Source organism: Virgisporangium aliadipatigenens, assembly GCF_016863615.1.
In the GTDB taxonomy this organism is placed as follows: Bacteria; Actinomycetota; Actinomycetes; order Mycobacteriales; family Micromonosporaceae; genus Virgisporangium; species Virgisporangium aliadipatigenens.
Genome location: NZ_BOPF01000004.1, coordinates 439,171 through 460,973 on the forward strand (window position 1 = coordinate 439,171; position 21,803 = coordinate 460,973).

Annotated in this window: 17 protein-coding genes and 1 pseudogene; 10 read left to right on the top strand and 8 right to left on the bottom strand. The window is 72.9% G+C overall.

From position 1 onward, the window contains the following. Nucleotides 1-40 precede the first annotated feature (40 nt). Complete coding sequence (locus tag Val02_RS08645; protein WP_203898377.1) at nucleotides 41-451, bottom strand: HIT family protein; 411 nt, start codon at nucleotides 449-451, stop codon at nucleotides 41-43. A gap of 34 nt (nucleotides 452-485) precedes the next feature. Here Val02_RS08645 and Val02_RS08650 point away from each other — a divergent pair, with 34 nt between their 5' ends. Genes Val02_RS08650 through ilvA form a run of 3 tightly spaced genes read left to right on the top strand, consistent with a single transcriptional unit; the run spans nucleotide 486 to nucleotide 4,236 of the window. Beyond that, nucleotides 486-1,628: a cystathionine gamma-synthase gene (locus tag Val02_RS08650; protein WP_203898378.1), complete on the top strand. Its 1,143-nt coding sequence runs from the start codon at nucleotides 486-488 to the stop codon at nucleotides 1,626-1,628. Between the two features lie 14 nt (nucleotides 1,629-1,642). Next, a complete protein-coding gene (locus Val02_RS08655) occupies nucleotides 1,643-3,028 on the top strand; it encodes an amidase (RefSeq protein WP_203898379.1) in 1,386 nt (461 codons plus the stop codon). Further along, nucleotides 3,025-4,236 (top strand): threonine ammonia-lyase, encoded by a 1,212-nt coding sequence (gene ilvA, locus Val02_RS08660; protein WP_203898380.1) that lies wholly within the window; start codon nucleotides 3,025-3,027, stop codon nucleotides 4,234-4,236. The genes Val02_RS08655 and ilvA overlap by 4 nt, the downstream gene beginning before the upstream one ends. A 13-nt stretch (nucleotides 4,237-4,249) precedes the next feature. Here ilvA and greA read toward each other — a convergent pair whose 3' ends face one another. Together greA and Val02_RS08670 are read right to left on the bottom strand one after the other, a co-directional pair. Further along, nucleotides 4,250-4,732 carry a transcription elongation factor GreA gene (gene greA, locus Val02_RS08665; RefSeq protein ID WP_203898381.1) on the bottom strand — a complete coding sequence of 161 codons (483 nt, stop codon included), beginning with the start codon at nucleotides 4,730-4,732 and terminating at the stop codon, nucleotides 4,250-4,252. A 102-nt stretch (nucleotides 4,733-4,834) separates the two neighbouring features. Then, nucleotides 4,835-5,242, bottom strand: coding sequence for a DUF4307 domain-containing protein (locus Val02_RS08670; RefSeq protein ID WP_203898382.1), 408 nt, complete (start codon nucleotides 5,240-5,242; stop codon nucleotides 4,835-4,837). Between the two features lie 109 nt (nucleotides 5,243-5,351). Here Val02_RS08670 and mca point away from each other — a divergent pair, with 109 nt between their 5' ends. The 3 genes from mca (at nucleotide 5,352) to Val02_RS08685 (ending at nucleotide 9,245) form a co-directional block, all read left to right on the top strand. Further along, entirely contained in the window at nucleotides 5,352-6,230 is an 879-nt protein-coding gene (mca, locus tag Val02_RS08675) for a mycothiol conjugate amidase Mca (protein ID WP_203898383.1), read from the top strand. Nucleotides 6,231-6,250: 20 nt separating this feature from the next. Continuing rightward, on the top strand, nucleotides 6,251-6,478 hold the full coding sequence (locus Val02_RS08680; RefSeq protein WP_203898435.1) for a hypothetical protein: 228 nt from the start codon (nucleotides 6,251-6,253) through the stop codon (nucleotides 6,476-6,478). 226 nt (nucleotides 6,479-6,704) lie between these two features. Further along, a complete protein-coding gene (locus Val02_RS08685) occupies nucleotides 6,705-9,245 on the top strand; it encodes a putative bifunctional diguanylate cyclase/phosphodiesterase (RefSeq protein ID WP_203898384.1) in 2,541 nt (846 codons plus the stop codon). Here the strand turns inward: Val02_RS08685 and Val02_RS08690 are convergent, their stop codons facing one another. Next, nucleotides 9,246-9,854, bottom strand: coding sequence for a DUF998 domain-containing protein (locus Val02_RS08690; protein ID WP_203898385.1), 609 nt, complete (start codon nucleotides 9,852-9,854; stop codon nucleotides 9,246-9,248). Between the two features lie 114 nt (nucleotides 9,855-9,968). Here Val02_RS08690 and abmR point away from each other — a divergent pair, with 114 nt between their 5' ends. The 3 genes from abmR to purE are packed head-to-tail and all read left to right on the top strand — an operon-like array spanning nucleotide 9,969 to nucleotide 12,276. Then, entirely contained in the window at nucleotides 9,969-10,571 is a 603-nt protein-coding gene (gene abmR, locus Val02_RS08695; protein ID WP_239152572.1) for an ATP-binding transcription factor AbmR, read from the top strand. 30 nt (nucleotides 10,572-10,601) lie between these two features. Beyond that, nucleotides 10,602-11,732: a 5-(carboxyamino)imidazole ribonucleotide synthase gene (locus tag Val02_RS08700; protein ID WP_203898386.1), complete on the top strand. Its 1,131-nt coding sequence runs from the start codon at nucleotides 10,602-10,604 to the stop codon at nucleotides 11,730-11,732. 55 nt (nucleotides 11,733-11,787) lie between these two features. After that, the gene (gene purE, locus Val02_RS08705) at nucleotides 11,788-12,276 is read left to right on the top strand and encodes a 5-(carboxyamino)imidazole ribonucleotide mutase (protein WP_203898387.1); all 489 of its coding nucleotides are present in this window, start codon (nucleotides 11,788-11,790) and stop codon (nucleotides 12,274-12,276) included. On the opposite strand, the gene Val02_RS08710 is transcribed toward purE, so the two are convergent. Together Val02_RS08710 and Val02_RS08715 are read right to left on the bottom strand one after the other, a co-directional pair. Then, the gene (locus tag Val02_RS08710) at nucleotides 12,273-18,020 is read right to left on the bottom strand and encodes a zinc ribbon domain-containing protein (protein ID WP_203898388.1); all 5,748 of its coding nucleotides are present in this window, start codon (nucleotides 18,018-18,020) and stop codon (nucleotides 12,273-12,275) included. The two genes, purE and Val02_RS08710, sit on opposite strands and share 4 nt — an antisense overlap. A 111-nt stretch (nucleotides 18,021-18,131) precedes the next feature. After that, nucleotides 18,132-19,484 (bottom strand): UDP-glucose dehydrogenase family protein, encoded by a 1,353-nt coding sequence (locus tag Val02_RS08715; protein ID WP_373317874.1) that lies wholly within the window; start codon nucleotides 19,482-19,484, stop codon nucleotides 18,132-18,134. Between the two features lie 239 nt (nucleotides 19,485-19,723). Between Val02_RS08715 and Val02_RS08720 the strand changes: the two genes are divergently transcribed. Next, nucleotides 19,724-20,872 (top strand): acyl-CoA dehydrogenase family protein, encoded by a 1,149-nt coding sequence (locus Val02_RS08720; protein ID WP_203898390.1) that lies wholly within the window; start codon nucleotides 19,724-19,726, stop codon nucleotides 20,870-20,872. Between the two features lie 19 nt (nucleotides 20,873-20,891). Here the strand turns inward: Val02_RS08720 and Val02_RS08725 are convergent, their stop codons facing one another. Continuing rightward, nucleotides 20,892-21,479, bottom strand: a complete 588-nt coding sequence (locus Val02_RS08725) for a hypothetical protein (RefSeq protein WP_203898391.1) — start codon at nucleotides 21,477-21,479, stop codon at nucleotides 20,892-20,894. 104 nt (nucleotides 21,480-21,583) lie between these two features. Continuing rightward, nucleotides 21,584-21,803: pseudogene (locus Val02_RS08730) on the bottom strand (hypothetical protein); the annotation flags it as partial.

Sequence of the window (21,803 nt, forward strand, 5' to 3'; positions counted from 1 at the left end):
ACCTCGCTCAACAATGCGTCAGCGGCATACATGCCCGCCCTTACAAGGCGGTAGCGATCTTGGCGGCGAAGTCGCGCGCCTCCTCGTCCGAGTCGTATTTCGTACGCGGCCAGAAGAACCCGCGCAGCCCGTCGCCCTTCGTCCGGGGGACCACGTGGGTGTGCAGGTGCGCCACCGACTGCGACACCTTGTTGTTCATGGCCACGAACGTGCCGCCGGCACCGAGCCCGGCCTCGACCGCCACGGCCAGCCGCCGCACGAAGCCGAAGTAGGGCGCCAGCAGGGCCGACGGAAGATCACCCAGCACCACGTGGTGCTCGCGCGGCACCACCAGCACGTGTCCCTTGAACACGGGCCGGATGTCGAGGAACGCCATCGCCTCGTCGGTCGACGCGACGTGGAAGCCCTCGGCGTCACCCGAGACGATCGAACAGAACAGACAGGCCGCCATCCGTGTCACCCTAACCACGGCTAGCCTTCAGGGGATGAGCAGCCACGGCTTCGACACGATCGCGATCCACGCCGGACAGGATCCGGATCCGCGCACCGGTGCGGTGATCCCACCGATCTACCAGACCAGCACCTATGCGCAGGACGCCGTGGGTTCGCCGCGTCTGGGCTACGAGTACTCGCGTTCGGCCAACCCGACGCGCGACGCGCTGCAGACGCAGTTGGCGGCGCTGGAGGGCGGGCGGCACGGGCTGGCGTTCGCGAGCGGGCTGGCGGCCGAGGACACGCTGCTGCGCGCCGCGCTGAAGCCGGGCGACCACGTGATCATCCCGGACGACGCCTACGGCGGGACCTACCGGCTGTTCGCACGGGTCGCGGCGCGGTGGGGCGTGGAGTTCACGCCGGTGCACACGACCCACACGGACGCGGTTCGGGCCGCGGTCCGGCCGTCGACCCGGATGATCTGGGTGGAGACGCCGACCAATCCGCTGCTCGGCATCACCGACATCGCGTCGATCGCGCAGGTCGCCCGCGACCATGAGGCGCTGCTGGTGGTCGACAACACGTTCGCGTCGCCGTACCTGCAGCAGCCGCTGGCGCTCGGGGCCGACGTGGTCGTGCACTCCACGACCAAGTACCTCGGTGGGCACTCCGACGTGGTGGGCGGCGCGCTGGTGCTCTCCGACGACGCGATCGAGGCCGACCTGCGGTTCCACCAGAACGCCATGGGGTCGATCAACGGACCCTTCGACGCCTGGCTGACCTCGCGCGGCATCAAGACTCTGGGCGTTCGCATGGACAGGCACTGCGACAACGCGGAGCGGGTGGCCGACTACCTCAGCCACCACCCCAAGGTCGGGAGGGTCTACTACCCGGGCCTGGACACGCACCCGGGGCACGAGGTGGCGGCGAAGCAGATGCGCCGCTTCGGCGGCATGGTCAGCTTCACGGCGGCCGGCGGCCCCGCGGAGGCCGAGGCGATCTGCAACCGCGCCGAGCTGTTCATCCTGGCGGAGAGCCTGGGCGGGATCGAGTCCCTGATCGAGCACCCGGGCCGGATGACGCACGCCAGCGTGGCCAACTCGCCGCTGGAGGTCACCGCCGACCTGATCAGGCTCTCGGTCGGCATCGAGACGGTCGACGACCTGCTGGCCGACCTCGAGCGCGCGCTGGGCTAGAGGGGACGCACACAATGCTCAACTCGGCCTGGGTGGGGCGCACGGCGGGCGAGATCGCCAACGCCGTCCGCCGCGGCGACACCTCGGCGGTGAAGGTGGCCGCCGACCACCTCGACCAGATCCGTTCCTACGACCGGATCATCGGCGCGTTCCGCGAGGTGCGGGCGGCCGCGGCGGCCGCCGAGGCGGAGACCGTCGACGAGCTTCCGCAGCTGCGCAACCTGCCGCTGGCCGGGGTGCCGATCGCGGTCAAGGAGAACACGCCGCTGGCCGGGCTGCCGACCTGGAACGGTTCGCTCGCCGCGCGGGGTCCGGTCGCCGAGGCCGACCACGAGGTGGTGCGCCGGCTGCGGGGTGCCGGAGCCGTCGTCGTCGGCACGTCGCGGATGCCCGAGATGGGGGTCTGGGCGGTCACCGACGACGAGGAGGTGATCACGCGGAACCCGTGGCGGACCGACCGCACGCCGGGCGGTTCGTCGGGTGGGGCCGCCGCCGCCGTGGCCGCCGGCCTCGTGCCGATCGCACAGGGCAACGACGGGCTGGGCTCGGTGCGCATCCCGGCCGCCTGCTGCGGGCTGGTCGGCATCAAGCCGGGCAGCGGCGTCGTGCCGGCCAAGCTGGGCGCCACCGACTGGTTCGGGCTGGTGGAGAACGGCATCCTCGCCACGACCGTCGCCGACGCCGCGCTCGGCTTCGCGGTGCTGGCCGGGCGCACCCCCGCACCGCTGCCCGAGCCGGGACGGCTGCGGATCGCCGTGTCGCTGCGTTCGCCGGTGGCGGGCACCCGCGCCGACGCCGGTGCGCGGGAGGCGCTTGCGGCCACCGTGCGGATCCTCGTGGCGCTCGGGCACAGCGCGAAGAAGGCCGATCCGGTCTACCCCGTGCCGCTGGCGACGCGCGGCCTGGCGACCTGGTTCGCCGGCGTGTACCGCGAGGCTCTTGCCGCGGGGCTGGACATCGGGGCGCTGCAGCCGCGCACCCGCCGGCACATCGCGCTCGGCGAGCACGCCTGGCGGCGCGGCATGGTGCGCGAGAGCGACCGCCAGGACTGGCGCGAACGCAGCGTCAACTGGCTCACCGACGGCGGCTACGACGTGCTGATCACGCCGTCGCTGGCCGGGCCGCCGCCGGTCGCGCGGGACTGGTCGCGGCGTTCGTGGGCGGCCAACATGATGGCCTCCGCCAACTACGCCCCGTACCAGGCGCCGTGGAACATCGCCGGCCTGCCCGCGATGGCCGTTCCGGCGGGCGTTCGGCCGGACGGGCTGCCGGGGTCGGTGCAGCTGGTGGGTGCCCCCGGTGCGGAGGAACTGCTGCTCGCCGTCGCCGCGCAGTTGGAGCGGGCGGCGCCCTGGCGGCGGCACGCACCGGGCTGGCCACGCGCAGCGGCGAAAGCATGACCGGGCTGGTCGGGCTCGATGACGTTCGGGCCGCGCGGGAGCTGCTCGGCGACGTGGTGCGCCTGACCCCGCTGGAGCCCTCCCGCCCGGTGGCCCAGCAGGTCGGCGGCCCGGTCCACCTGAAGTGCGAGAACCTGCAGCGGGCCGGCTCCTACAAGGTCCGCGGCGCCTACGTGCGGATCGCGCGGCTGCCGGCCGCCGACCGCGCCCGCGGCGTCGTGGCCGCCAGCGCCGGCAATCACGCGCAGGGCGTCGCCCTGGCCGCCGGTCTGCTGGACACCAACGCGACGGTGTTCATGCCGGTCGGTGCGGCGCTGCCGAAGGTGGCGGCCACCCGCGGGTACGGCGCGACGGTGCGGCTGGTCGGCGCGACCGTGGACGAGGCGCTGGTGGCGGCCCGTGAGCACGCGGAGCGCACGGGTGCGGTGTTCATCCACCCGTTCGACCATCCCGACGTGATCGCCGGGCAGGGCACGGTCGGGCTGGAGATCCTCGAGCAGCTGCCGGACGTGCGGACGATCGTCGCCGGGGTCGGCGGTGGGGGACTGGTCTCCGGCGTCGCCGTGGTGGTGAAGGCGTTGCGGCCGGAGGTGCGGGTGATCGGTGTGCAGGCCGGCAACGCGGCCGCGTACCCGCCGTCGCTGGCCGCCGGGCGTCCGGTGCGGCTGCCCAGGTTCGCCACGATCGCCGACGGGATCGCGGTGGGCACGCCGGGCGACCTGACGTTCGCCCACGTGTCCAAGCTGGTCGACCAGGTCGTGACGGTCACCGAGGAGGACATCTCAAGAGCGCTACTGCTCCTGTTGGAACGGGGAAAGCTGCTGGTCGAGCCGGCGGGTTCGGTGGGCGTCGCGGCCCTGCTGGCGGGCGCGATCCCGGACGCGGCCCCGGCGGTGGCGGTGCTCTCCGGCGGCAACATCGACCCGATGCTGCTCATGCGCGTGATCGAACACGGGCTGGTGGTGGCCGGCCGCTACCAGAAGTTCACGGTGCGGTGCGCGGACCGGCCGGGCCAGCTCGCCACGCTCCTCGGCCAGATCGCCGAGTACGGCGCGAACGTCGTCGACGTCGCCCACCAGCGCCAGGACGCGCGGCTGCGCCTGGGCGAGGTCGAGGTGATGCTGAAGGTCGAGACCAAAGGCCCGCAGCACGCCGACCTGCTGGTGGGCGTGCTGCGGGAAGCGGGTTACACGGTGACGACGGGCTGAGCGGGGAACCCTTTCAGCCGGCGTACGCCTCGAACTTGACGACCGTCACCTTCATCTCGGCCCCGGTCGGGGTGGTGTAGGTGACGGTGTCGCCGGCCTTGGTGCCAGTGATCGCCTGGCCGAGCGCCGACTCGGGGCTGTACACGGTGAGGTCGGTCGTCGCCGAGATCTCGCGCGACCCGAGCAGGAACGTGTCCGTGTCGTCCTCGTCGTCGTCGAACATGATCGTGACGACCGTGCCCGGGCCGACCTTGTCGGACTTCGGCGCCTCGCCGACCTTCGCGGTGCGCAGCAGCTCCTTGAGGTAGCGGATGCGCCCCTCCACCTTGCCCTGCTCCTCGCGGGCGGCGTGGTAGCCGCCGTTCTCCTTGAGGTCGCCCTCCTCACGCCGGGCGTTGATCTCAGCGGCGAGAGCGGGGCGGTTGGCGATGTGCTGGTCCAACTCCGCCTGCAAACGGTCGTATGCGTCCTGGGACAGCCAGGTGTCATTCGACAACGTGAAATCTCCTCCGCGAGCACGACTGACGGCCGTTGGGGCAAAGGCCGTGACCAATCACCGTACCAAAGCCAACCGCAGTCGCGTCGTCACCGACAGCCGTCAAGCGCGGCGGCAGCTCGGGATGTCCACCACGAAGGCGCGCTGCGATGTCGACAGCGTGTAGTCGACTTTCACCCGTTCCCCCGGCGGAACCTGAACGTCGGCGACGCCCACGACCAGCCCGTCCTTGGCGCGGGCCCGGACCACACAGATCGCCGGGCGGGAACCGTCCCGGCTGCGCACCTCGAACCGGATGGTGACGTGGTCGTCGGTCCGCTCGCGCTCGGACAGCAGCAGCGGCGTGAACTCCTCGTTGCCGAAGACGTCGTAGAGCCGCACCCCGACGGCGCCCATCACGACGGCCGTCAGCGCCGCCATCAGCACCATCAGCCAGGTGCGCGGTCGTCGCGGCTCCCGCCGCCGCCCGTAGCGCCCCGGCGGGAACGTGGGCTGGGTTACCTGCGTCATGGGTTCTGACCACTTTTCGAAACTTGTCGGTGCCGACGGCAACAATAGGCCGGTCCCGTGCGTTGGGGATCAGGTGGAGCAGTAGGGAATTCCAGAGGGGGATCCACCGGTGGCTGAGCAGCTGCGGTTGATGGCGGTGCACGCGCACCCGGACGACGAGTCGAGCAAGGGCGCGGCCACGATGGCCAAGTATGTCTCGGAGGGCGTGGACGTCCTGGTGGTGACCTGTACCGGCGGGGAGCGGGGCAGCGTGCTCAACCCCAAGCTCGACCGGCCGGAGATCTGGGAGAACATCACCACGATCCGCCGCGCCGAGATGGACCGGGCGCGGGAGATCCTCGGGGTCCGCCAGGAGTGGCTGGGCTTCGTCGACTCCGGCTATCCGGAGGGCGACCCGCTGCCGCCGCTGCCGGAGGGCTGCTTCGCGCTCCAGGACGTCGACGTGGCCGCGGAGCGGCTGGTGAAGTCGATGCGGGAGTTCCGGCCGCACGTCGTGCTCACCTACGACGAAAACGGCGGGTACCCGCATCCCGACCACGTGATGACGCACAAGATCAGCATGGCGGCGTTCGACGCGGCCGGCGATCCGGACCGCTACCCCGCGGCGGGGCCGGTCTGGCAGCCGCTCAAGCTCTACTACCACATGGGCTTCTCCCGGATGCGGGTTCTCGCGCTGCACGAGGAGCTGGTGCGGCTGGGGCTGGAGTCGCCGTACAGCGAGTGGATCGAGAAGTGGGACCCGGAGCACGACAACTCCCACCGGGTCACCGCACGGGTCGAGTGCGGCGCCTGGTTCGAGACCCGGGACGACGCCCTGCGCGCGCACGCCACCCAGATCGATCCGGACGGGACGTGGTTCCAGGTCCCGTTGGAGGTGCAGCGCAAGGTCTGGCCGACCGAGGACTACGAGCTGGTGCGCTCGATCGTCGACACCACGACGCCGGAGGACGACCTGTTCACCGGGGTGCGCGAGCGCGTCTCCGCCTGAGCGGGCGTACGGTGGACGGCGTGGAAGCTTTCACGGTGCTCGCTGAGAACAACTTCGGGGACACCCGGTCCGGGAGTCTCGCCGGGCCGCTCGGCCTGTTGATCATCGTGCTGCTGGCGATCGCCACCGTATTGCTCATCCGCAATATGAACGCCCGGCTGAAGCGTCTGCCGGAGAGCTTCCCTGATCCGGACGGTCGCACCGATGATCGTCCGGCGGGGCAGTCTGAAACTGCCGAATCTGCCTGACGCCATCGGGGCGGCTCGTACCGATAGTGCCGTTATGTCGGGCCGCCCGGCCGTCTGAATGCGAACCGGAGCCGTGATTCTCGGTTCGGCCTCTGTCGCTCGATCCATCGATGTTCTAGCCTCGCCCGAGGGACGGGGCTTCGATGGGGACGACTTTCGCGCGACGTGAGGTGGTGGCGCGCGTGAACATGCAGGGACGCGGGCCGGTGCAGCTGCCTGGTGCCGGATGACCGCCGTCCCCGTCAACGGCTCCAACGTCGGTGCGACCAGGGCGAGCGGGCCCGGGGCGCTGGTCCGGCGGATCGGCCTGCGGGTCCTCGCCCTCGGCGTCGTCGCGATCGGACTGCTGCACGCCGGCGGCCGCCTGGACGGCGTTCTGCCGGGCACGCCCGCACCCGACGTGCACCCGAGCCTCGCCGCCGTCGCCGCGGTGATGTTGATCACCTTCTGTGCGCAGATCCTCCAGGTGCGCATCCGCACCGGACGCGGCGAGGTCGGGTTCGCCTGGGGCGAGGCGGCCGTCGTCATCGCACTGTTCTTCCTGCCGACCGGACTGTTGCCCCTCGTCGTGCTGGTCGGGGTGCTGACCGCGCGGCTCGCGCAGTTCGCCGGGCACAAGTACGTCCCCGCGCTGCGCACGATCGGGACGTTCCGCGTGCGCACCACCGTCTACCAGGCGCTCAGCAACACCGCCGCACTCACCGTCGCCGCCGGCGTGGGCGCCACCGTCGCCGTCTCCCTCGGGCTGCGCAGCCACCCGGCGCTCACGCCCCGGGTGGCGGCCGTTCTCACCGTCTCCGCACTGCTCTACTGCTGCTGTTCGCTGACCCTCGTCGCCGCGCAGCTCTCGGCCCGCGGGGTGCAGCGTTTCCGACCCCTCATCTGGGAACTGGCGTGGAGCAAGGCGCCCATCGCCGTCGGCAACGTCGTCATCGGCGTCGCCGCGCTGGCCATCCTCAGCGTCGACGCCAACTGGCTCCTGGCCCTGCCGCCGGTGCTGTGGCTGCTCCACCTGACCCACTCGTACCGGCTGCGCACCGACGACGAACGCCGCACCTGGCAGGTCTTCGCGCAGACCACGCGCGAGCTCAACCACCTCGACGAGGAGCAGGCCGCCGCCGCGGGGCTCCGCGGGGCGCAGTCCCTCTTCGCCGCCGAACGGGCCGAGATCGCCATCGACGGGCTGCCGGGCGGGCTCAGGACGTTCGACATCGACAAGGACGGGGTGGTCGGCCGCAACGGGACGGTGACGCCGGCCCGCGCGGCGGCCGCGATCCGACCCCTCCTGGTCGGCGGCGCGCCCGTCGGCGAACTGCGGCTCTACGAAGGCACCCAGGTCGGCGAGCGCAGCGCGCTCATGCTGGCCGCCTACGGCGACGCCCTCGCGGCCGTCCTGCACGACGCGGCCACCCATGCCGAACTGCGGGCACTCTCCGAGCGCCGCACCTTCGACGCCGAGTACGACGGCGTGACCGGGCTGGCCAACCGGGCCGCTCTTCTTACCCGGGGCGCGGCCGCGCTGGGTGGGCTCGATGCCGCCGCGCCCGTCGCGTTGCTGCTGCTCGACATCAACCACTTCAAAGAGGTCAACACCACCCTGGGGCACGCCGCCGGCGACGACGTCCTGCGGGCCGTCGGCGAACGCCTCAGCGCCGCCCGGGTCCAGGACGAACTGATCGCCCGGCTCGGCGGCGACGAGTTCGCACTTCTCCTGACGGGCGCCGGTGCCACGCTCCCGGCCGCCCTGGCCCACGCCCGGCACCTCGCCGGCCAGCTCGCGCAGCCCACCGCGGTCGCCGGCGTGCAGCTTTCCGTCGAGGCCTCGATCGGCGTCGTCGCCGCGACCGCCGGCGCCGTCGACATGACCGAGCTGCTGCGCCGCGCCGACATCGCGATGTACCAGGCAAAACGCGGCGGTTCCAGCGTCGACTGGTACGACCCCGACCGCGACGACGCCAGCACCGACCGGCTCGCCCTCCTGGCCGAACTCCGCGAGGCGCTCGCCGGCGAGGGGCAGTTCGACCTGCTGCTGCAGCCGCTCGTCAGGCTCAAGGGCGGCCGTCCGACCGGTGTCGAAGCGTTTGTCCGATGGAACCATCCGCGGCGCGGGACGCTCAAGCCCGTCGACTTCGTGCGCGTGGTCGAGCAGAGCGAACTCCTGGGTCAGTTCACCCGGCACACCATCGACCGGGCGCTGGACGTGTGCGGGCAACTCGCCGCGCAGGGGACCCCGCTCGCCGTGGGCGTCAACCTGTCGCCGCGCAGCCTCCACGACCGCGACCTGCCGGCCGACATCGCGCGCATGCTCGCCCGGCACGGCCTGCCCGCCTACCGGCTCATCCTGGAGATCACCGAGACGGTGGTGCTGAGCGAGGACGCCGTCGTCGACGACGTGCTGCGCGCGCTGCGCGACCAGGGGATCCAGATCGCCGTGGACGACTTCGGGACCGGGTTCTCCGCGCTGACGTTCCTGACCCGGGTGCCGGTCGACGTGTTGAAGATCGACCGGACGTTCGTGAACCGGATGGTCGACTCGCCGGAGGCGCTGGCGATCGTGCGCACCACCGTCGAACTCGGCCGGGAACTCGGGATCCAGGTGTCGGCCGAGGGGGTCGAGACGGCGGAGCAGCGGCGGGTGCTGGAGAAGCTGTCCTGCCCGGCGGGGCAGGGGTTCCACTTCTGTCCGCCGGTGTCGACGGAACGGCTGCTGGAAGTGGTGCGCACGACGCCCGGCGAACCGATGCGGCGGTTGCGCGCCGCGGAGTAGCTACGTCGTCCGACGTGTGAACGGCAGCGCCAGCAGCACCAGGCCGGCCGAGGTGAGCAGGACGAAGACCCGCTGGGCCAGGCCCATCCCCGGTTCGCCGGTCAGCGCCGCGTAGATCACGAACGCCACCACCAGCACACACCCGAACCCGAACGCCACGGCGCCGTACCGCCGCGCCAGCACGAACGCCGCCACCATGGTGAGCCCGAACGTGATCGCGCCGACCGCGTAGTGGATCACGCCGGAGGCCGAGGCCGTGGCGGCGCCGTTCGTGCAGCCGGGGTCCGCCACCCGGCACTCGAGCCGGAAGAACGCGTCGCTGACGTTGTCCAGGGCCGGCGCGCTCGCCGCCACCAGCCAGGGGGCCGGTCCGCCCAGCGCGGGGCGCAGCACCAGTAGCGCGAACGCCGTCGCCGTCGCGCCGGCCAGCCCTTGGGTGATCAGCATCGGCCAGGGGTGGGCGGCGGTGCGGGCGGCGAGGTCGCTGAGGTTGTGGTCGACGGGGGAGTAGCCGCGGCCCTCGGTGGCGCCGCCGATGATCCACGCGACGGTCACGAGCAGCTGTCCGGCGACGGCCGACGCGGCGAGTACCCGTTTTGCCGAGCCCATGGTGACCGCGATGCTACGCGCGCTCCGCTCAGGGCGAACGCCTCATGCGTAGGCAATGCCTGCAACCATCGCTACGGTGTAATCAAGTAATCATTGCAACGCGAGAGGGGCGTCATGCGGATGCACGGATTCGCGCGGGGACGCGGCGAGGGTTGGGGCGGCGGCCCGGGGTTCGGCCGGGGACGTGGCCGCTTCGGCGGGGAGGTGCCGGACACCAGCGACGCGCCGGCGTTCATCCGGGGCGCGCTGCCGGCCGACTGGTACACCGGACAGGCCGACGTGCGCATCGACCGGGACGAGATCATCATCACGGGTGAGCTGAGCGTGCCGAAGCTCGCCGACGACGCGAGCGACGCCGACCGGGCCGCCGCCGAGCAGGGCCGGATCGCGGCGTTCCGGGAGACCACCCGGGAGCAGCGGATCCAGATCGCCCGCCAGCTCGAACACCGCTACCAGCGCAAGGTCGCCTGGGGCGCGACGGCCGGCGGCACGACGCAGCTGTTCACCACGCACTCGGCGCCGGTGATGACGCGGCTGCGCCAGGAGGAACGCCTCATCCTCGACACGCTCGTCGACTCGGGTGTGGCGAAGTCCCGTTCCGAGGCGCTCGCGTGGTGCGTGCACCTGGTCGGGCAGCACGCCGAAACCTGGCTCGGCGAGTTGCGCGACGCCATGGGGGCCGTCGACAAGCTGCGCAAGCAGGGCCCCGAACTGTAGAAAAATGCCAGGCCTTACGCTGGCCGGGCTATGGACGCGAGTACTGGGTTGCCCGTCGTGGGCATGGTGGGCGGCGGCCAGCTCGCCCGGATGACGCATCAGGCGGCGATCGCGCTCGGACAGTCGTTGCGCGTGCTGTCCGAACGTTCCGACGACTCCGCCGCTCTCGTGGCGCCGGGCGTCAGCCTCGGGTCCCATCTGGACCTGGCGGCGCTGCGGGAGTTCGCGGCGGGGTGTGACGTGGTGACGTTCGACCACGAACACGTGCCGGGGGAGCACATCCGTGCGCTGGCCGACGCCGGGCACACGGTGCTGCCCGGGGCCGACGCGCTGCTGTTCGCGCAGAACAAGCGGGCCATGCGGGAGCGGCTGACCGAGCTGGGCGTGCCGTGCCCGCGCTGGGCTCCGGTGGAGCGGGGCGCGGGCGTGAAGGCGTTCGCCCGGGGAAAGACCGTCGTGGTCAAGGCCGTGACCGGCGGATACGACGGCCGCGGGGTCTGGATGGTCGGCCCGGACGACCCCCTGCCCGACACCGAGCTGATCGTGGAGGAGCGCGTCACCCTGGTCCGCGAGCTGGCGGCCGTCGTGGCGCGCTCGCCGTTCGGGCAGGTGGCGGCGTATCCGGTGGTCGAGACGGTGCAGCGGGACGGGATCTGCGTCGAGGTCCTCGCGCCCGCGCCCCACCTTTCGGAGGAACGGGCGACCGCCGCGCAGGAGCTCGCGATCCGCCTCGCGACGGAGCTGGGCGTGGTGGGCCTGCTGGCGGTGGAGCTGTTCGAGACGCCGGACGGCCTGCTCGTCAACGAACTGGCGATGCGCCCGCACAACAGCGGCCACTGGACCATCGAGGGATCGCGCACGTCGCAGTTCGAGCAGCATCTGCGCGCCGTCCTGGACTACCCGCTCGGCGACACCGCGCTCACCGCCCCGGTGGTGGTGATGGCCAACGTGCTCGGCGGAGAGCCCGGCGGCATCTCGATCGACGAACGCCTGCACCACCTGTTCGCCGCCGAACCGGGCGTGAAGGTGCACCTGTACGGCAAGCAGGTCCGGCCGGGGCGCAAGATCGGCCATGTGACCGCGCTCGGTGACGACCTGGAGAAGACCCGGGCCCGCGCGGCCCGCGCGGCCCGCTGGCTGTCAGAGGGCCGCGAAGCGTGACCGTCATGCGCAGATCCGGGGGCCGTCGCGCATCAGCACCGAAGGGAAACGCATCATGACCGACGTCGGCGTGATCATGGGTAGCGACTCGGACTGGCCGACGATGCGGGCCGCCGCCGAGGCGCTGGGCGAGTTCGGCGTCGCGCATGAGGTGCGGGTGATCTCCGCGCACCGCACGCCGCAGCTGATGCTTGAGTACGCCGCGAGCGCCGCCGCCCGCCGGCTCAAGGTGATCATCGCCGGTGCCGGTGGCGCCGCACACCTGCCGGGCATGGTCGCGTCGGCCACCCCGCTGCCGGTGATCGGGGTGCCCGTTCCGCTGAAATACCTGGACGGCATGGACTCGCTGCTGTCGATCGTGCAGATGCCGGCCGGGGTGCCGGTCGCGACGGTCTCCGTCGGCGGTGCGCGCAACGCGGGCCTGCTCGCCGTGCGGATCCTCGCCGCCACCGACGCCGGGCTGCAGGAGCGGATGGTGGCGTTCCAGGAGGACCTGAAGACGTTGGTCGCCGAGAAGGATCAGAAGCTCCAGCAGACGCTCTAGCGGAACCTTCCGTAGGCCCCCCGGAAACGCATCACGCCGCTCTGTTCGTACCGGGCGGCGATGCCCACCAGGAGCGCGCCCGTCGCGGCGAACAGCGCCAGCAGCACCCACCAGGGCAGCAGCCGGCCGACGAGGACGAGTTCGTGGGCGGCGGCCACGGCGGTGACGACGGCGCCGATCGTGACGGGTGCCTTGTGCTGGCGGATCGCGCCGAGCGCCACGGTCAGCACGGCCGCCACGATCAGGAGAACGCGACGCGCGGGGTCGGCGTCCGACGTCAGTACGATCACCAGCGTCGGGGCGAACGCCGCCACCAGCGCCGGCCCGTAGGCGAGCCAACTGCCCAGTTCGGGCCGGCGACGGATCTCCACCAGCCCGATGACCAGCGCCAATCCGGCGAACGGCAGCGTGTACGCCTCGGGCACCCCGACCTCGCCGCCGCGCAGCAGCAGCCAGATGGCCACCACCTCGGCCACGGCCGCCAGGATGATCAGGGTGCTGCGGTAGTTCTCGCCGCGGTTGGGGCGGATCGCCATCACGCCCAGGATCGTGCCGATCGCCAGGCACACCGACGCGGTGTACTGCGGCGCGCCGACGGTCAGCCCGACGGCCATGATCAGGCCGAGGTAGCCGCCGACCTCCAGGAGCTGCTGTTCGTTGGCGAGACTCGCCTCGCGCTCCCGATCGCCGCGGCGGATCCGCGGAAGAAGTGCGGCCGCCGCGATCAGCACGGTCGCGGCCACCAGCACCAGGAACGACGTCTGCCGCCCGGGCAGCCCGGCCGCCAGCCCCGACGCGACGGCCAGCCCGATCGCCGAACCGGCGACGAACTGCCACGCGAACAGCCGTGACGTGGCGGTGCGCCCCTTGATCGCGCCGATCAGCCCGAAGAAGACGGTGCCGGCGAGCGTGCTGACGGTGGTGCCCGGGGTGGCGAGGCTGCCCGCGAACCCGGCACCGGCGGCGGCCAGCCCGATTACGAAGATCACCCGCCGGGCGATGTTCAGCTGGTGCCCCTCGTCGGAGGCCGGCGAGGGCGGTGGGGTCAGGGCCAGCCCGAGGCCGGAGATCACCGCCACGGCGAGCGCGGCCGTGTTCGCGACCGGCCACGGCGCGTCGAGCGCGTACGGCGCGATCAGCAGCGTGATCGCGAAGCCGGGCGTGACGATGGCGACGGCGCGGTTGGCGATCCGTTCCCGGCTGGCGTCGACGCCGACGACGGCCAGCGCCGCGGCGAGGGTCAGCGCGGCGGCCGCGATCACGTCCGTCGGCGCGCCGACCCAGCCCTCGAACCAGCCGATGTCGGCTGACGTCGTCGGGTCGCCGGTCCAGACCCGGTCGGGATTCATCCACCGGTACGGGCCGAGCAGCGCGGCCGCGATCGCCGGTGCGAGCACGACGAGCGCGAGCACCGCCGCGATTCCGCTGGTCGCGGCGACCCCGTTGGCGAATCCGCCGCGCACGCGGGTGGGCCGCCAGATCCGTGCGGGCGGGCCGGGCACCCGGTCGGGGCGCCAGCCGGTCGCCGGGGCCCAGCCGGCCACGACCGGCTCGTTGCGGACCCGGACGAGTTCCGCGAGAACGCCGAAGAGCGCGGCCGCCGCCGCGTAGACGGCCGCGGGCAGGTCGGTGGCGAACGAGGTCAGCGCCGCGAACGTCGCCGAGCCGGCCACACCCGCGGAGATGTACGGCAGGTACATGGGCGCGGCCCGGCGGCACAGCACCCCGGCCAGGGCGAGCCCGAGCGCGGCACCGGCGAGCGCGGCCGTCACGGGAACGTCGTTGCGGGCCGTGATCGTCGCGGAGAACGCCGCGCAGGCGCCGGAGAGCGCGGCGACCGCACCCCCGACGGCGGCGCCGCCGACGAGGGGCAGGTGGAGGCGTTCTCCGGTGTCGATGTGCTCCTCGTCCTGCGCCGCCGCGCGCGAACGGTCCACCAGCCAGCCGGCCATCGCGACCATCACGCCGACGGTGACGAGTCCGATGAGCGTGCCGGCCGTGGCGCCGGAGTTCACCAGACTGGCGATGACGGTGTAGACGCCGACGGCCGCGGCGACCCCGACCCGGACGAACCCGGTCCGTGGCTCGGTCGCGATGACGGCCGCACCGCCGAGGAACATCACGGTGAAGAGCCCGACGACGAGCACCGCCGACCAGTCGAGCCCGAAGTTGACCGGCGCCGCGACGACGGCGAGCCCGAGCAGCACCGCGGCGGCGTCGTCCCCGAACGGCCGCGGCATGCCGATCGCGGCCGCGGCGGCGAGCACCAGCAGCGCGACCGGTGCCTGCCAGCCCCACGTCGTGTACTCGTAGGCGGTGCGTTCCCACTCGGCGGCGAGCGGCGCGTTCCAGATCGGCGTGGCCGCGCGCACGACGCCGATCGCCGCGCCGAGGGCCGCCCACCCGCCGAGGGCCGCGCAGATCGCGCCGACGGCGGCGCCACCGGCGACCGGCCCGCGCCGCCAGCCGGCCGGCAGCGACCGGGCGGCGAGGGCGGTGGCCAGGACGAGGGCGGCCAGGACGAAGAGTTCGGCGCCGGGCAGGGCGAGCGCGGCCGCGCGGGCCAGGGCGCCGATGCCGGCGACGGTGACCGCGGCGGCGGCGACGTCGGGGCCCTCGAGCCGCTGCCCGAAGATGAACCACTCGTCCATCGTGGGCGCGAGCCACAGCAGGATGGCGCTGCCGAGCAGCAGCAGCGCGACGGCGATGTCGAGCGTCTGCGCGCCGTCGACGATCAGCGCGGCGACGGCGACGAGCACAGCGGCCGCGGTCGCGCCGGCGAGGATCGGCGGGCTGCTGCGCCGCCGGGCCACCTGCACCAGGGCCGTGTACGCCAGCACGGCGGCCAGCGCCAGGAACGTCGCCACGAGCACTGCCGTGGCCCCGAAGTCCTCGTCGCGCCCGTACACCGTCGCGGCCACGAACGCCGCCACCGCTCCCGGGAACGCGAACGCCGCCCCGCCGGCCGCGGCGTCGGCCGCCCAGCGGGAGACCATCTCGGCGCGCGGATCGGTGCGCGCGGCCCGCGGGCCGTAGGCGAGTGCGAAGCCGGCGACCGCGATGGCGGCCAGGGCGAGCGTCGTCGCGGCCGGGCGGGTCAGTCCGGCGGCGACGGCCCAGACGCCGAGCAGCAGCGCCGCGCCGAGGCAGACCGCCGCCGTGCGTGCGGCCGACCCGAGTCCCGGCCCGTCGACCGGGGCGATTCTGTCCGATGTGGACGTTCGCGTCGGGTCGATCCGGATCTGCGCGCTCTCCAGCGGGTCGATGCTTATTTCCGGGGGAACGTCATGAGCCTGCCGCTGCGCCGTTCGCGTGGTGCCCACGTGCAGCGCCGCCGCCCCGGCCGCGATCGCCACGACCATCGCCACGGCCGGCGTGAGCATCCAGTTGAGGTGCAGCGCGGCGGGTGCCGTCAACGCCGTGACCGCCGCGCCACCGACGACCGCCTCGATCCGGTACTGCCACGGGAACAGCAGCGCGGCCGCGCAGGTGAGCAGCAGCGCGGCGGCCGGGATCTGCCAGGTGGCGCCCTCGGCCATCTCGGCCACCCGCTGGGTGTACGTGTCGAGGCTGGTCTTCCAGTAGGGAGCCGCGGCGCGGATCGGGGCCCCGGCGGCCGGCGCGGCGGTGTTGAGCAGGAAGACCGCCGTCACGGCCGCGGCGGCGGTGCCCGCCCAGGCCGGCCCGCGGCGCGCGTGGTCCGGCAGGAACGGCACCACGATCGCGACCAGCGCGAGCGCACCGGCGGCGAAGACCAGCGTGTACCCGGGAACGGTCACCGCGGCCACGCGCGCCGCCGAGATCACGACCGCCAGGACGGCCAGGCCGGCGCTGACGTCGGCGACCGGTGTGCGCCGCGACTGGACGGCACCGGCGATGCCGAGCGCGGCGGTCAGCACGACGGCGGTCGCGGCGCGGGTCACGTCGCCGGCGTTCTCCGCCCGGATCAGCGCCGCCACCCCGAACGCCCCGGCCAGCGCGTAGGCCACCGCGAACAGCACCCATGCGGCGTCGCGCAGGAACCGGGCCCCGCTCAGTTCGCCCGGCAGCACGACGGCGCCGAAGAGGGAACGGCCCCGGTTGAGCGCGACGGCGAGCGCGAGGTCCATGGCGGCGACGCCGGTCAGCGCGATGGCCCACCCGGTCGGGCCCTCGATCCAGCGGTACGCCAGCAGCGGGATCACCGGCTGGAGCACGATCAGCGTGGTGTACCGCGGGGCGAGCAGATGCGTGCCCAGCTCGTAGCCCACCGCGACGGCGGCCGTCACCAGGCACACCACGGCGAAGTACACCGGCGTCGGGATGAACGCCCCGCCGAAGAGGTTCTCCGACCAGGCGACGTACCCGTCGAGCAGCACGAGCAGCAGCGCGACGGCGGCGAGCGTCTCGGCGGTGGCCACCAGCCCGCGTCGCGCGAGGGCGACCGGCAGTGCGAGCACGGCGACGGTGACGAGGGTCAGCAGCGCCATCCGCCCGAACGGAGGCAGGCTCGTGAACGCCACCGTGAGCACGATCGCCGCCCCGGCCAGGAGGAGGCCGCCGAGTGCGAAGAGCACGGTCTGGGTGGTGGTGCGGCTGGTCTCCGCGCCGAGGAGGCGGCTGCGCGGCGTCCGCGGAACGTCGTCCTCCAGCGGCATCACGCGCGGGCGTCGCGGGTCGTCGGGCCGCTCGCGCTCGCCGAAGCCACCGGGGCCGCCCGGCCCTCCGGGACCGCCGGGGCCACCCGGTCCGCCCGGGCCTCCGGGGCCACCGGGTCGGCGTGGGCCGCGTCCGCCGGGCCCGCGTCCGCCCGGGCCGCCGGGGCCGCGCCCGCCCGGTGGGTTGGGGCCCGCCGTGCCGCCCGGCCTGCCGGCGGTGGTCGCCCCGCCACCTCCCGCGCCGCCGGCCCGCCCGGTCGGGGTGGTGGCCGCGCTTCCCGGCCGGTCGCTGCCCGCGCCGCCGGCCCGGCTGACCGGCCCGGTTGCGCCGCTGCCCGGCTCGCCGAATCCCGCTGCGCCGGCTCGGCTGACCGACGCGGGGTCGCCGCCACGCGTCCTGCCGGCCCGGCCGGTCGGAGTGGTGCCGGCATTCCCTGCGTCGTCGCGGGCTGCCGCGCCCGCCCGGTCGCCCGGCGGCGGGTCGCCGACGTACGCGGCCCCGCCGCTCTCGGCGCCGCTGCGGGCAGAGGGTGCCGTGCCGGCCCGGGAGCCGGCGTGGGGCTGCCCGGGACCGCCGGAGCCCGCGGAAGGCCCGATCGGATCGGACGACGAGGGTCCGGGACGTCGGGAGGCGACGGGGGCGAGGTCGTCAGTGGTGCCGTCGGCATCGTCGATGACGTCGTCGGTGCGCTGCCGCCCGGGCACCAGCGGAAGGCCGTCCGAAGTGGACGGTCGGCGCGGCACGCTCTCCGTCTCGATCTCGGAGAACGCCGGTACCCCGTCGCCCGCGGCCGGTGTGGCGTCGGCCACATGGTCGTTCGCGGGGCGGCGGCGCCGGATCCCGAACCGGGGCCGCTGCGGCTGCTCCTCGGCCGGACGCACGCTGCGGCGCGCCGCGTCCCGCTGGGCGGAGGCGTCGGCGAGCTGCTGCCGCAGCGCCTTCTGCTCGTCGGTCAGCCGGCGCTTCTTCGACTCCAACGCCGCGACCCAGCGCTGAAGTCGCGCGAGTTTTGCCAGTTCAGGCTCGATGGGGCGGCCGCAGTGCGGGCAGGATTCGGCCTCGTTGGGCACCGCACCGTTGCAATAGGGGCACGGGTACGAATCCACGCCGCTCCTCCCAGGCTCAGCCCGCCACAGGCCTTCCAGGAAGAATGCCGTGTTTCACCGGGCGAGGGAAGTATCCCAGGCGATCATCAATCGCGCTGGGTCGCAACGCGCCTACTGTGCGGGGCGGCCCATCGCGCGGAACTCCCAGCCGGCCCGCCGCCAGACGGTGGCATCGAGGCAGTTCCGGCCGTCGATGACCTTCTTTCCGGCGACGATCTCACCGAGGACGGCCGGGTCCGCGTTGCGGAACTCCTCCCACTCGGTCAGCACGCACACCAGGTCGGCACCGGTCACGGCGTCCACAATGGACTTCGAGTACGTGGCCTCGCTGACCTCGCGGCTGGCGTTGTCCATGCCCTCCGGGTCGTAGATGTACACGTCGGCGCCACTGCGCGTGAGCTTGCGCGCCACCGACAGGGCGGGCGAGTCGCGCACGTCGTCGGAGTTCGGCTTGAACGTCGCACCGAGCACCGCGATGCGCGTGCCCGACAGGTCCGGTCCGTTGGGCCCGAACGGCCGGTCCAGCAGTTCGGCCGAGAGCTGCACGATCCGCTGGCGGCGGCGCTGGTTGATCAGGTCCACCTCGTGCAGGAACCGCAGCGCCTCGCCGACGCCCAGCTCCTGCGCCCGCGCCTGGAACGCCCGGATGTCCTTCGGCAGGCAGCCGCCGCCGAACCCGATGCCGGCCCGCAGGAACTTGTTGCCGATGCGCTGGTCGTAGCCGATCGAACGGGCCAGCATCGTGACGTCGGCGCCGGCCGCCTCGCAGATCTCCGCCATCGCGTTGATGAACGAGATCTTCGTGGCGAGGAACGCGTTGGCCGCCACCTTGACCAGTTCGGCCGTCGCGAAGTCCGTCACGACGACCGGCACCTCGCGATCCTCCGTCGTGGCGAGGTCGAACAGCGCCTTGTGCGCCTCGTACAGCAGGCCCACGGCCCACTCCGACTTGACGCCGAAGATGACGCGGTTGGGCCGCAGCACGTCCTCGACGGCGAAGCCCTCCTGCAGGAACTCGGGGCTCCACGCCACCTCGACGCCGGACTCGCCCGGGGCGTGCCGGCGCACGAGCTGCTCGACCCATTCCGCCGTCCCCACCGGAACGGTCGACTTGCCCACGATCAGCGCCTTGCGGTGCAGGTGCTGGGCGAGGCCGGTGACAGCGCTCTCGACGTAGGACAGGTCGGCCGCCATGCCGTCGGCGCGCTGCGGGGTGCCCACGCAGATGAAGTGCACGTCGCCGAACTCGGCCACCTCTTCCATGGAGGTGGTGAAGCGCAGCCGGCCGCCGGCCAGGTTCTTGCGCAGCAACTCGTCGAGCCCGGGCTCGTGGAACGGAACCTCGCCCTTGCCCAGCCGTTCGATCTTGGCCTGGTCGACATCGAAGCCGATGACCTCGTAACCCAGTTCGGCGAAGCAGATCGCGTAGGTCGCGCCGAGATAGCCGGTACCGAGGAACGTCAATCGGGGCCGCGGCGCGCCGGAGGGGGCTGCCACGGTCGGACGCGGGCTCGGGAACTGGATCGTCACGCGGTCTCCAACTCGGGTTGGCGCCGGGTCGCGGCAGCTAGGCGGCTCTTCCACTGTGACGATGTCCGGGGTTGGCAACGTCGCTCGGGGAAGGATAGCGGCAGGTTCGACCGTACGTCTCCGACCCGAGGTTACTCATGAGTAGACTCGTGCCGAGGGGAGGGGTGCGGCACATGTTCGATGTCTATCGCGTACCCGAGGACCATGAGGCGCTGCGTGAGGCGGTGCGGTCCCTGTGTGACGGAAAGGTGGCGCCCAACGCGGCGACCGCCGACGCAAAGTCGGAGTTCCCACAGGGCTCGTACGACGCCCTGCGCGCCGCCGACTTCCACGCGCCGCACGTGCCCGTCGAGTACGGCGGCGCGGGCGCTGATGCGCTGGCCACGGCCATCGTGATCGAGGAGGTGGCGCGGGCGTGCGCGTCCACGTCGCTGGTTCCTGCGGTCAACAAGCTCGGCACCATGCCACTGCTCCTTTCCGGCTCGGCGGAGCTCAAACAGCGTTACCTGCCGCCGGTGGCGCGGGGCGAGGCGATGTTCTCCTACTGCCTCTCCGAGCCGGAGGCCGGCAGCGATGCCGCGTCGATGCGCACCCGGGCCGAACGCGACGGGGATCACTACGTGCTCAACGGCGCCAAGCGCTGGATCACCAACGCCGGGTTGTCCGAGTACTACACGGTGTTCGCCGTGACCGATCCGGGCGCCGGCAGCCGGGGCATCTCGGCGTTCGTGGTGGAGAAGTCGGACCACGGCGTCAGTTTCGGGGCACCGGAGAAGAAACTCGGCATGAAGGGCTCGCCGACCCGCGAGGTCTTCTTCGACAACGTTCGAATTCCGGCCGATCGGATGATCGGTTCGCCCGGCACCGGGTTCGGCTCGGCGATGCGCACGCTCGACCACACGCGCGTCACGATCGCCGCCCAGGCGGTCGGCATCGCCCAGGGTGCGCTCGACGTGGCCAGCGGCTACGTCCAGGAACGCAAGCAGTTCGGCCGGCCGGTCGCCGAGTTCCAGGGCGTGCAGTTCATGCTGGCCGACATGGCGATGGCCCTGGAGTCGGCCCGCCAGATGACCTACGCGGCGGCGGCCCGCAGCGAGCGCGACGACCCCGACCTGACCTACTTCGGCGCGGCCGCCAAGTGCGTGGCCTCCGACGCTGCCATGAAGATCACCACCGACGCGGTGCAGCTGCTCGGCGGGTACGGCTACACGACCGACTTCCCGGTCGAACGCATGATGCGCGACGCCAAGCTGACCCAGATCTACGAGGGCACCAACCAGGTGCAGCGCATCGTGGTCGCCCGCCGGCTCCTCAGAGGCTGACTCAGAAGCGGGCTGAGGGTCAGAGGCGGCGGGTCGTCTCGGAATCGGCCGACGGCGACCCGCCCCACGGCGGCGGATCCGGCTGGTACGACGGCGGCCCGCTGTACGGCGTGCCGAGCGGCGGGTACTGCGGCTGCCCGTAGTCGACGGTGCCGTAGTCCTGCGGCGGGGCCGAGACCGGCGGCGTCGACTGCTGCGGCAGCGGCGCGAGTGCCGCCATCGGCGTGTACCGGCGCCAGCGATCCACCATGAACACCGTCGCCAGCAACGGCAGCGCGAAGACCGCCAGGAGCGGCACGGCGCCGATGCGGCTCGAGTCCAGGATCACGTCCGGAACGGTGCGGGTGAAGCCCGACGGGTCGGCGTGCAGCCACCCGTACGCCCCGAGGAAGACCGCCCCGACGAGGAACGGCCCGAGCGGCGACAGCCGGGGCAGCACCATCAGCGCGTAGGCAAGACCCGCGCCCGCGCCGCAGATGAGTCCGACGACCGTGTCGAGCGACCATCCGGAACCCGGCACGCCGGTCTTGTCGAGGAAGATTCCGAGCAGAAGGTAGGCGGCGGCGCCGAGCACCAGCGCGACGACGAGGCTCAACAGGTGGCGCACGGCCCACCTCCCGTATGGGTGCCGTTACGCCCCGACGGTACCGCTTACGCGCCCGTCCGCTCCCGGTCGATCCGAGGCGTGTCCTGCCGATCGCAGGAGATGCCTCAGTCGGCGGGCGGGCGGGGCGGTGCCGTCCACGGGCCGATGTCTTCGCGGGTGGTGCGGCGTTCGGCCTCGCCGTTGACCAGCGGCCGGTCGCTGAGCGGGTTGACGCGGCGCACCGGCGGGGTCTCCGGCTCCGGCGCGGCCTCCGGCTCGGGAGCCGCGTGCCGCGGGCGGTCGCCCGCCGGTGGCCCGACCGGAGCGGCGGGTGCCGCCGGCGCC